The organism is Sphingopyxis sp. YR583 (genome assembly GCF_900108295.1).
Lineage (GTDB): Bacteria > Pseudomonadota > Alphaproteobacteria > Sphingomonadales > Sphingomonadaceae > Sphingopyxis.
Genome location: NZ_FNWK01000001.1, coordinates 1,947,304 through 1,959,193, shown reverse-complemented (window position 1 = coordinate 1,959,193; position 11,890 = coordinate 1,947,304). Strand labels below are relative to the sequence as shown.

At 64.4% G+C, this 11,890-nt stretch carries 6 protein-coding genes; 5 read left to right on the top strand and 1 reads right to left on the bottom strand.

Annotated elements, in window-relative coordinates; genetic code table 11:
• Positions 1-82: 82 nt before the first annotated feature.
• Positions 83-1,090 (bottom strand): N-acetylmuramoyl-L-alanine amidase family protein, encoded by a 1,008-nt coding sequence (locus BLW56_RS08985; RefSeq protein WP_093510182.1) that lies wholly within the window; start codon positions 1,088-1,090, stop codon positions 83-85.
• A 561-nt stretch (positions 1,091-1,651) separates the two neighbouring features.
• On the opposite strand from BLW56_RS08985, the gene BLW56_RS08980 reads away from it, so the two are divergent.
• The 5 genes from BLW56_RS08980 (at position 1,652) to BLW56_RS08960 (ending at position 11,888) form a co-directional block, all read left to right on the top strand.
• Positions 1,652-4,303 (top strand): Rne/Rng family ribonuclease, encoded by a 2,652-nt coding sequence (locus BLW56_RS08980; RefSeq protein WP_177175889.1) that lies wholly within the window; start codon positions 1,652-1,654, stop codon positions 4,301-4,303.
• Between the two features lie 172 nt (positions 4,304-4,475).
• Positions 4,476-5,879 (top strand): M48 family metalloprotease, encoded by a 1,404-nt coding sequence (locus BLW56_RS08975; RefSeq protein WP_093510181.1) that lies wholly within the window; start codon positions 4,476-4,478, stop codon positions 5,877-5,879.
• Between the two features lie 56 nt (positions 5,880-5,935).
• Positions 5,936-7,543: a DsbA family protein gene (locus BLW56_RS08970; RefSeq protein WP_093510180.1), complete on the top strand. Its 1,608-nt coding sequence runs from the start codon at positions 5,936-5,938 to the stop codon at positions 7,541-7,543.
• A 10-nt stretch (positions 7,544-7,553) separates the two neighbouring features.
• The gene (locus BLW56_RS08965; RefSeq protein ID WP_093510179.1) at positions 7,554-9,374 is read left to right on the top strand and encodes a tetratricopeptide repeat-containing sulfotransferase family protein; all 1,821 of its coding nucleotides are present in this window, start codon (positions 7,554-7,556) and stop codon (positions 9,372-9,374) included.
• A 141-nt stretch (positions 9,375-9,515) separates the two neighbouring features.
• On the top strand, positions 9,516-11,888 hold the full coding sequence (locus BLW56_RS08960; RefSeq protein ID WP_093510178.1) for a TonB-dependent receptor: 2,373 nt from the start codon (positions 9,516-9,518) through the stop codon (positions 11,886-11,888).
• Positions 11,889-11,890: the final 2 nt, after the last annotated feature.

Below are 11,890 nucleotides of genomic sequence, written 5' to 3'. Positions count from 1 at the left end.
GCGTCTCTCCCGCGACAAGCCGCGGAAAGTTGTGCGCCACAGAAAAGTTAGTCAAGACTATATTATAGCCGGCAAGTCGGCTTCAACGCGGGGCAATCCGCCGCGCGAAATGAACCTGCACCGCGTTACGCACGCCCCGCGCGACCTGTTTCTGTCCGGCGGACGAAGCGAGGAATTCGCTGTCCTCCTTGTTCGAGATGAAACCCGTTTCGAACAGGACCGACGGGGTATCGGGCGCCTTCAGCACGATGAACGAGGCGAAGCGATGCGCGGTGGTGCGGAATTTGACATCGCCCGATGCCTCACGCTGGAGCAAGCGCGCAAAATCGGACGCGACATTCATCGTCTCGCGCTGCGTGAGGTCGAGCAGGATCGCCGACACATCGCCGCTGTGCGCGCCCAGATCGACGCCATTGATGATATTCGCCTTGTTCTCGCGCGCCGCGAGCCGCGCCGCCTCGCGGTCGGAGGCAACCTCGGACAATGTGTAGATCGACGCGCCGCTCGCCTCGCTATTCTCCGCGGCATCGGCATGCACCGAGATGAACAGATCGGCTTTCAGCCGCCGGGCGATGCCATAACGTTCCTCGAGCACCAGAAAGCGGTCGTCGGCGCGTGTCAGCGCGACACGCACGCGGCCCGAGGCGAGAAGGTCGGCACGGATCGCGCGAGCCAGCGCGAGCGTGATGTCCTTTTCGCGTTTTCCGCTGTGCGGGCTGATCGCGCCGGGATCGTGCCCACCATGCCCCGCGTCGATCACGACAAGCGGCAGGCGGCCGTCCGCCGGCCCTTCGATGCGTGGAAGCGACACCGACGGCCTCGGCTTCCCGATCGGAACGGTCACGCTGTACCGTTTTCCAGGGCGCTTGGCACGGAAGCCAGCCGAAACCCGTAACTCGCTACGCGGCCTGTCGAACGTCGGATCGACGGTTGGCCGTCCCGCAACAGCTGCGGACGGAGACGCGATCATGCCAAGCAGGGCGAGCAGGCTCATGGCGCGTCTATGCCGCCGGAAACGCGCGCGGGTCCAGCGCTTATTGGATGACGCAGGTGGCAGGCCGCATAATAATGTGAATCGAGCATTAGGCATCGCGCGCCAAACGCGCTTGAACCGGCGGGGTTGGCAGGCAATTCAACCTGTTCGCCGATGCGGGTTTTCTTGCAACACCTTCGCACCAACCTATCTTTGTGCGGTGGTTGTGGTTGCCGTCGGCAGATGCCAATGCTAGCACGCCCTCACTGACGGTGTCGTTCCCGGTGCCGTCCGGCCTTTTGAGGGGAAGGCCTGCTCCGCTTATGTGCGGATCATGGCCGCCTTGGTGCCGGACATGCGGGGAAGGGCGACCTGCCGCCAGTCCACCCGGTTGACCGGACAGTCAGGGCGTTCGCAAACGCCCGCCCTGCCCGCCCGCTCATCCCGTAACAGGTTGATGCCGTATGAGGCTTGCCATGCCCTCTTTGAATCCCGACGCGGGCGCTTTCGCCCCGGCCGTCGCCGGATTTGAAGACCGCATGCGCGTCCAGGACCGGACGCAGGCTCCTTTCGGCAATAACGTATTTTTTCTTTTCACCCGTATCCGCCGTGGCTTTCCCTCGGGGAGGTTCGCGGGATTTTTTGATGGCGCGCTGACGCGCGCTTGGAGTGTATCTAATGACCACGCGCATGTTGATCGACGCGCGGCACCGGGAAGAAACCCGGGTCGCCGTCACCAAGGGAAACCGAATCGAGGAGTTTGATTTCGAGTCCGCCGAGCACAAGCAGCTCAAGGGCAATATCTATCTGGCCAAGGTGACCCGTGTCGAACCGTCTTTGCAGGCGGCATTCGTCGAATATGGCGGCAATCGCCACGGCTTCCTCGCCTTCAGCGAAATCCACCCCGACTATTACCAGATTCCGAAAGAAGACCGCGACGCGCTGCTGCGCGAAGAAGCCGAACATGCCGCCGCCGCCGCACAGCGCGCCGAGGAAGACCTCGACGAGCTCGAAGGCGATGTCGCCGACGTCGAATATCATGACGAAGACGAAAATGGCGACGCGCCCGCCCCCGAAACCATCGGCGAAGACGGCGACGGCGACGGCGACGAGGATGGCGACGTCGAAAATGGCGATGCCGGCGAAGCCGAAGATGGCGCCGAAGAAGGCAAGGACGGCCGCGGCGGTGACCGCAAGCGCCGCGGACGCGACGGCCGCAAGGGCGGCCGGGGCCGCGGACGTGGCCGCCGGAACGACGACGAGGATGGCGAAAGCCGCATGTCGCTGCGTCGTCGCTACAAGATCCAGGACGTCATCCGTCGCCGCCAGGTGATGCTGGTGCAGGTCGTCAAGGAAGAACGCGGCAACAAGGGCGCCGCGCTCACCACCTATCTGTCGCTCGCCGGCCGTTATTGCGTGCTGATGCCGAACACGATGCACGGCGGCGGGATCAGCCGCAAGATTTCGAACGGCGCCGATCGCCGCAAGCTGAAGGCGATGATCGACGAACTCGCGCTGCCGCCGACGATGGGTTGCATCGTCCGCACCGCGGGGATGAGCCGCACCAAGGTCGAGATCAAGCGCGACTTCGACTATCTCGCGCGCCTGTGGGACGAGATTCGCCAAAAGACGCTCGAATCGAGCGCGCCCGCGCTCGTCCATTCGGACAGCGACCTGGTGAAGCGCGCGATCCGCGATATTTATCATAAAGACATCGAAGAAGTGCTCGTCGAAGGCGACGAGGGCTATAAGGCCGCGAAGCAGTTTATGAAGCTGCTGATGCCGAGCCATGCCCGGCGCGTGAAGCAATATGCCGATCCCGTTTCGCTCTATCAGCGCTATGGGGTCGAGGACCAGCTCGCCGGGATGCTCAATCCCGTCGTCCAGCTCAAATCGGGCGGCTATCTGGTGATCAACCCGACCGAGGCTTTGGTGTCGATCGACATCAACTCGGGCCGCTCGACGCGCGAGCATAATATCGAGCAGACCGCGCTCAGCACCAACCTCGAGGCTGCGGCCGAAATCGCCCGCCAACTGCGCCTGCGCGATATGGCGGGGCTGGTCGTGATCGACTTCATCGACATGGATCATGGCTCGAACGTCCGCAAGGTCGAGCGCGCAATGAAGGATGCGCTGAAGAACGACCGCGCGCGCATCCAGGTCGGCCGCATCTCGGGCTTCGGCCTGATGGAGATGAGCCGCCAGCGGCTGCGCACCGGCGTGCTCGAAGCTTCGACGCGTCCGTGCCCGCATTGCGAAGGCACCGGCCTCGTCCGCACCGCCAGCTCGGCCGGTCTCAGCGCGCTGCGCCTGATCGAAGAGGAAGCCGCACGCGGCAAGGGCAACAAGATCACCCTGCGCGCAAGCCAGGAAGCGACCTTCTACCTCCTCAACGAAAAGCGCCGCGAATTGCGCGAAATCGAGGAACTCTATGGCGTAACCGTCGAAATCCTGCCCGACGGCGAGACCGAGGGTGCGCGCATGGCGGTCGAGGTCAGCGGCCCGCCGCCGGTCGCGCGCCGCAGCTTCGCCCCGATCGCGCCGATCGAGGACGATGACGACGACGATTATCCCGAGGACGAGGAAGAAGAAGCCGAAGAAGAGGCCGCCGACGAACGCCCTGCCCGCTCGCGTGATCGCGAAGAAGGCGCGCGCGACCGTGAGGAAGGCGACGGAGACGGTGAAGGCCGCAAGCGTCGCCGCCGCCGCCGCCGTGGCCGCCGTGGTCGCCGCGATGACGAAGGCAATGAGATCGTCGAAGGTGGCGAAGAAGCCGACGATCACGAAGGCGAGAGCGCCGAAGCCGACGCAGCCGAAGCTGCACCGGTCGAAGCTGTCGAGGCTGCGCCTGAAACGGACGCCGAGGAAGCCGAAGCCAAGCCCCGCCGCCGCCGTGGTGGACGTGGCCGCAAGAAGGCCGATGCGACCGACGTTGCCGAAGAGGCTGCCGTCGAAGCAGAAGCGCCTCCGGTAGAGGTCGCGGAAGCCGCCGAGCCGGTCGCCGAAGAGGCCCCGGTCGCCGAGGAAAAGCCGAAGCGCAAGCGCGCACCGCGCAAGACCAAGGCCGCTGCGGCAGCCGAGGCCGCCGCCGAAGCTCCGGTTGTCGAAGCGCCCGCCGCCTCGGCTCCGGCCGAAGCCGAGGCCGAACCCGCGAAGCCCGCGCCGAAAAAGCGCGCAAGCCGTGCGAAAAAGGCGGTTGCGGCCGAAGCGGCAGCCGAACCCGCAACCGCGGGTGAAGCCGAACCGGTTGCCGCGGATGCCGACAGCGAGGGCGCAGGCCCCGACGGCGAACCCCGCCGCGGCTGGTGGCAACGCACCTTCGGCAATTGATCGGCCGAACCGATCGGGCGGCAATTGATCGGGCAAACCGATCGTGCTGTGACTGATCGGGGCCGATTGATCGCATAAGCATGATCTGCACCTTGCGTCCGCGCGACCTGCCCCCCAATAAGCCCTTATGGCTTCACTCGGGGTTCAGGCGCGCGGCGCAAGAGAGGCGGGGATGACTGCCCCCTTCCCGCCGCCCGCGTGCGGTGCGCACAGGCTGCGCGCCATTTTTCGTATCGCGCTGACATTGCTTGCGATGTTCGCCATCGCGATGCGTCCGGCGGCGGCACAGTCGATCCTGCGCGACGCCGAAACAGAGGCCTTGTTCCAGGACATGATGGACCCGCTGCTCGTCGCCGCGGGGCTCAAGCCCGGGCAGGTGCGCGTCCATCTGCTCGGCGACCGCAGCATCAACGCCTTTGTCGCCGGAAGCCAGGACATCTATGTCTTCAGCGGGTTGATCGAAGCCGCCGACAGCGCCGAAGAGGTACAAGGCGTGCTCGCCCACGAACTGGGCCATGTCATGGGTGGCCACGCGATCCGCGTGAACGACGGCGCCAAGGCGGCGACGAACATCTCCCTGCTCAGCCTGCTGCTCGGGGCCGCGGCGATCGCGGCGGGGGGCGGCGAAGCCGGCATGGGGATCATGATGGCGGGACAACAGGCCGCGCTCGGCAAATTCCTCGCGTTCAGCCGGGTGCAGGAATCGACTGCCGACGCCGCCGGTGCACAATATCTGTCAAAGGCCGGGATCAGCGGTCGCGGCAGCCTTGCCTTTTTCAAGAAGCTGCAAAATCTCGAATTTCGGTACGGGGTCAAGCAGGACGACGATCAGGCCTATGGCCGCACCCATCCGATGTCGGGCGACCGCATTCAGGCGCTGCGCGAGGTCTATGTTATCGATCCCGCATGGGAAAAGCCCGCCGACCCGAAGATCGAGGCGCGCTTCCAGCGGATCAAGGCCAAGCTGTCGGGCTATATGGCCGAGCCCGAACGGACGCTGCGCAAATTCCCCGAGAGCAATACGACCATCCCGGCGCGATATGCGCGTGCCTATGCCTGGCACAAGAGCGCCTATCCGCAAAAGGCTTTGACCGAGGTCGAAGGCCTGCTCGCGACGAGCCCGAACGATCCCTATTTCCTCGAACTCGAAGGTCAGGTGCTGCTCGAATCGGGACGGCCGAAGGAAGCGATCCCGGCGCTGCGCAGGGCGGTCAGCCTGTCGCGATCGCAACCGTTGATCAGCGCCACGCTGGGCCATGCGCTGATCGCGACCGAGGATCCGGCCAATTATGCCGAAGCCGAAGAGGTGCTGAAAACCGCGGTCGCGCTCGACAACCAGAATCCCTTCGCCTGGTATCAGCTTGGCATCGTCTATGCGAACAAGGGCGATCAGGCGCGCGCCGCGCTCGCCTCGGCCGAACGTTACAGTCTTCAGGGTGGACAGTCGGGGCTCGCACTGCGTAATGCCGAACTGGCGATGCAGGGCTTGCCCCAGGGCTCGCCCGACTGGATCCGTGCACAGGATATTTCACTGGTCGCTCGCGCCGAGGTGGAACGCGAGCGCAAACGGCGTTAGATTCAACCGGAAAAAGCGGGGACCGCATCGCCAATGATGATGCGCAAGGGCAACAAGTGACTGACAGAAAAGACGATTATTACCAGCCATGGCTGCGCGACCCCGCGTCGACGCCGACAGGCGGCGCGCCTGCGCATGACGAGGGACTGGCCAAACCGAAAGAGGAGCCCCCGGTCGGCATCGACCTCACGCGCTATAGCAAGACCGAAAAGCCGCGCGATCCGCTGGTGAAGCCCGAAGCGATCAAGGCGGGCGCCGCGAATCTGTGGGATCGCATCCGTGACGGCGCCGAAGCCTTCGCTGACTGGACGATCCGTGTCGGCGACCGCGCCGATATTCCCGCGCGCGTCGAAGCGATGGAAATCCCGCGCCGTTCACGCGAATTCGCCTCGAAGACCGGCGTCCTCACCGCGCGCGCCGCGCGCGCCGCCGGACGCGGATCGGCACAAGCCGGCCGCGCCGCAGCAAAGGCGAGCGGCGAGGCGTGGGAGAAGATGGCGCTTGGCGACAAGGCGCGCAAATTGTCGAGCGAGGCCGGGCGCGGTCTCGGCGAAGTCGCCGGCAAGACAAAGGCCGGCGTCGTCGATATCGCCAAGGCGAGTGGCGAGAGCCTGCGCGACGGGATCGGCGATGCGGCGAGCAAGCTGCGCCCTGCGCCGCGCGAGGAATTGGCGCCGCCGCCCTCCGGTCTCGAACAATTGCTCGCGCGCGAGGAAGCCGCCGCCGCACAGGCGAACGCGCCTGCCGCGCCGGACCTGCCGCTCTTTGCGGGCGAAGCCGCAATTCCGGCCCTGGCGAAACCCGCGCCGGCAGACAGTATCCACACGATGGAGGGTGACGATCGTTCGCCGATCGCGCCGGCGGAGAAAAAGGCCGCAACGACCAAGGCGATGTCAGCGCAGAGCTTGCCGCAAATAAAGGGGATGGGGATGGAAGGCGTTTCAACGCGCCCATGGGCCATGGCTGCGGGCGGGATACTCCTGCTCGCCGCCGTTTTCTGGCTCGGCGGGCGCTTCGGCGGCGGGATGAGCAAGAGTGAGGTCGAGGGCGTAGTCGCCGATTATATCAAGGCGAACCCGCAGATCATTCCCGAAGCGCTCGAAGCGCAACGCAATGGCGAAATCGCCAAGGCCATCGACGCGATCCGCCCGGCGCTTGAAAAGCCCTATGCGGGCGCGTGGGCGGGCAATGCCGACGGCGACGTCACATTGGTCGTATTCACCGATTATGCCTGCGGCTTCTGCCGCGCGAGCGTACCCGACGTCGACCGGCTGATCCGCGAGGACAAGCGACTGAAAGTCGTGTTCCGCGAACTGCCGATCATCGCGCCGCAGAGCCGCGATGCCGCGATCATGGCACTCGCCGCAGCCCGGCAGGGCAAATATGATGCCTTCCACCATGCGATGTTCGCGGCGGGTTCGCTTGACAAGTCGGCGATTGCAGCGGCGGCCGAAAAGGTCGGGGTCGTTACCGACGGCACCGCCGACGCGACCGCGAACGAGGCGCTGTTCCAGCGCGAGCTCGACAGCAATCTCGCGATCGCGACCCAGCTCCAGCTCAACGCCACCCCGACCTGGATCGTCGGCAACCAGCTGTTCCAGGGCCAGATCGGATATGACGCGTTGAAGCAGGCGGTCGCGAAGGCCCGCGCGGCGAAAAGCTGAGACAGCGAGCTTGGCGACCGTCACGATCGATCAGGCGCTCGCCAACGCCCGCCAGCTTCTGACCGGCGAGCCCGCCGCCGCACTTGCGCAGGCGCGGGCGATCATCGACGCGGTCCCGACATCGGCGGCGGCGCATCGCCTTGCCGCGCATGCGCTGCGCGCGCTGGGCCGCGAGACCGAGGCACAGGCCGCGTCGCTCGATGCCGTCGGCGCGACGATCCATGACGAGGCGATGGTGGATGCCGCCCTTGCCCTCGCCGAGAACCGGCTACCCGATGCCGAAAGCGCGCTCCGCCAGCGCCTCCGCGAAGATGCGACCGACGTCGCCGCGATCCGCATGCTGGCCGAAGTCGCGGGACGGATCGGGCGGTATGAGGACGCCGAAAAATTGCTGACGCGCGCGTTGCAACTCGCGCCCGGTTTCGGTGCCGCGCGCGCCAATCTCGCGACGGTCTATTACAAGCAGAACCGCTTTGCCGAGGCCTCCGACATGCTCGATGCGGTGCTCGGCGACGATCCCGACAATCCGGCGCACGCCAATTTGCGCGCCGCCGCGCTCGGCCGCATCGGCGGTTATGACGAGGCGCTTGCGCTCTATGAGGAACTGACCCGCCGCTTTCCCGGCCATGCGAAATTGTGGATGAGCTATGGCCACATGCTCAAGACCGTCGGGCGACAGGACGACAGCATCGCGGCCTATCGCCATGGACTCGCGGCCGAACCGGGACTCGGCGAAATCTGGTGGAGCCTCGCCAACCTCAAGACGATCCGCTTCGATGGCGATGACCGGACCGCGATGGAAACCGCCCTCGACGATATCGGCACCGGTACAGATAGCGACGCGCGCGCCGACGACCGGCTGCACCTCCATTTCGCGCTCGGCAAGGCGTATGACGATGCCGGCGAGCATGAACCGGCGTTCCGCCATTATGCCGCGGGCAACGCGATCCGCTCGACGCAACTCGGCTATCGCGCAACCGAAACGACGGCGGCGGTCGATGCGATCATCGCCGCCTGCACCCCCGAATTTTTCGCGGCGCGCGCCGACGCGGGCGACCCGGCCTCCGATCCCGTCTTCATCCTCGGCATGCCGCGCGCGGGGTCGACGCTGATCGAACAGATCCTTAGCTGTCATTCGGCAATCGAAGGGACGATGGAGCTTCCGGACATTCCCGCGCTTGCGCTTGGGCTCGGCCGCGAAAAATATGACGACGGGCGCCGCTGGATCGATGCACTGGCCGAAACACCGCCCGAACGGCTGGCCGAATTGGGCGCGGCCTTCCTTCAGCGCACCGCGGTCCAGCGCAAGACCGGCAAGCCCTTCTATATCGACAAGCTGCCGAACAACTGGCTCTACACCGCCTTCATCCGCGTCGTCCTGCCCAATGCGAAAATCATCGACGCGCGGCGGCATCCGCTCGACTGCTGTTTTTCCAACTTCCGCCAGCATTTCGCGAAGGGTCAGTCGTTCAGTTACGGCCTTTCCGATATCGGCGGATATTATCGAGACTATGTCCGCCTGATGGCGCACATCGACGCGGTCCAGCCCGGCCGCATCCACCGCGTCATTCACGAGGCTTTGCTCGACGATCCCGAAAGCGAAGTGCGGTCGATGCTCGCCTTTCTGGGCCAGCCCTTCGAAGACGCGTGCATGGCGTTCCACACCAATGCGCGCGCGGTGCGGACGGCGTCGAGCGAGCAGGTGCGCAAACCGATCAATCGCGACGGCGTGGACCAGTGGCGGCCCTATGAAGAATGGCTCGATCCCCTGAAACGCGCGCTCGGACCGGTTCTCGACGCCTATCCGGCGACTCCCGCCGCTTTCCGGTAACGCCCCCGCGACAAAACGTTGCCTTTCGGCAACAGCGCACGACATTTTCAACCAACGACTGCCGCACTGCACAACAATGCTTGCGCTTGCGCTACGGCGCGTCATGTTCGCGTCATACAGCTGTCATCAAGGGGGGATTCCATGCGGAAACTATCGGCAGTATTGACCAAGGGCGGTGCATTTCTGTTGGGCAGCACGATGTTGTGCACGTCGGGCGCGGCGCTCGCGCAGCAGAGCAATACCGACGACGATCGCGACATTGTCGTCACCGCGTCGAAACGCGAACAAAATCTGCAGGATGTGCCGCTGGCGATCACTGCGATCGGGACTGAGCGGCTCGACGAATTGCAGGTCAAAGAATTCCAGGACGTCGTCAAATTCCTGCCGTCGGTGACCATCCAGACGCTCGCGCCGGGTTTCAGCCAGGTCTATTTCCGCGGCGTCGCCTCGGGCGAAAATGCCAACCACTCGACCTCGCTGCCGACCGTCGGCACCTATCTCGACGAAATGCCGATCACGACCATCCAGGGCGCGCTCGACATCCATGCCTATGACCTCGCGCGTGTCGAGGCGCTCGCGGGTCCGCAGGGCACACTCTACGGCGCCAGTTCGATGGCAGGGACGATCAAGCTCGTGACAAACCAGCCCGATACCAGCGGGACATACGGTTCGGCGGGGCTGGAGCTCAACACCGTTTCGCGCGGCGGCATCGGCGGCGTCGCGGAGGGTTTCCTCAACGCGGCGCTCAGCGAGCGCGCGGCGTTGCGCCTTGTCGCCTGGTATCGGCATGATGCGGGCTATATCGACAATATCGCCGGCAGCCGCACCTATCCTACCAGCGGCATCACCCAGAATAATGCGCCTTTCGTCGAAAAGGATTATAACGACGTCGACACCTATGGCGCGCGCGTCGCGCTCGGCATCGAACTCGACGACGACTGGACGATCCGCCCGAATCTGATGGGCCAGATCCAGAAAGCCAATGGCAGCTTTGCGCAGGAACGCTCGGCCGCAGTGACGCGCAGCCTGCAAACGGTGCAATATAATCCCGAACGCAGCGACGATAAGTGGATTCAGGCCGCGCTGACGATCGAGGGCAAGATCGGCAACTGGGATCTGACCGCAACCGGCGGCCACCTTCGCCGCAAGACGCTGACCGACAGCGATTATTCGGACTACGCCTATTTCTACGACGCGATCAACGGATCGGGCGCCTATTTCGAGGACAATGACGGCGACCTGATCAGCCCGAACCAATATATTCAGGGCATCGACCGTTATAAGCGCAGCTTTGGCGAAATTCGCGTCGCATCGCCCGTCGATGCGCGCGTCCGCTTCATCGGCGGCCTGTTCTGGCAGCGCCAGTCGCACAATATCGAACAGCATTATATCATCGACGACCTCGCCGACGATCTGCAGGTTCAGGGCACCGTCGATAATATCTGGCTGACCAAGCAGCTTCGCGTCGACCGCGATTATGCCGCCTTTGGCGAACTCAGCTTCGACATCACCGACAAGTTGACGCTGACCGGCGGCGGCCGCCTCTACAAGTTCGACAACAGCCTCGTCGGCTTTTTCGGCTACAGCAACCCCGGCTACAGCACCAATCCGGTCTATGCCTGTCAGGGGCCGGCGGTGGTCGCGGGATCGCCATGCACCAACCTCGACAAACGGACGAAGAAAACCGACTTCATCCACAAGCTGAACCTGACCTATAAGCTGACCGACGATGTGATGGTCTATGCGACCTGGTCGCGTGGTTTCCGCCCCGGCGGGATCAACCGGCGCGGTTCATTGCCGCCCTATGGATCCGACACGCTCGACAATTATGAGGCGGGGTGGAAAACCAGCTTCGGCGATGTCCGCTTCAACGGTGCGGTCTATCAGGAGGACTGGAACAATATCCAGCTGTCCTTCCTGGGTGCGAACGGGCTGAGCGAAGTCCGCAACGCGGGCATCGCGCGCATCCGCGGGATCGAGGCCGATCTCAACTATCGCGCCGGCGGCCTGACTTTGAGCTTTGGTGGTAGCTACAACGACGCGACGATCCGCCGTCCCTTCTGCGCGATCGCCAACGCCGATTTCGACTGCACGACGCTCGGCAATGACGAACTCGCGCCGTCGGGCTCGCGTCTGCCGGTCACTGCGAAGTTCAAGGGCAATGCCGTTGCACGCTACGAATTCCCGCTGATGGGAACCGATGGCCATTTCCAGTTTGCGTTGAACCATATCGGCAAGCGCCGGTCGGACTTGCGCACCATCGAAAACGACATCGTCGGCAACTTCAAGGCCTATACCACCGCCGACGTCAGCTTTGGCGTCAAGGGCGAGAGCTGGACTGCCGAACTGTTCGCGACCAATTTGTTCAACAGCCGCGGGGTCATCAACAGCGCGGTTCAGTGCGGAGAAACGATCTGCGGCGATGCCGAAGGCGACACCGTCAATGGCGGGGTCTTCTATGACAATGTCATCCGCCCGCGCCTGATCGGGATCAAGGTCAGCAAGGATTTCTGACC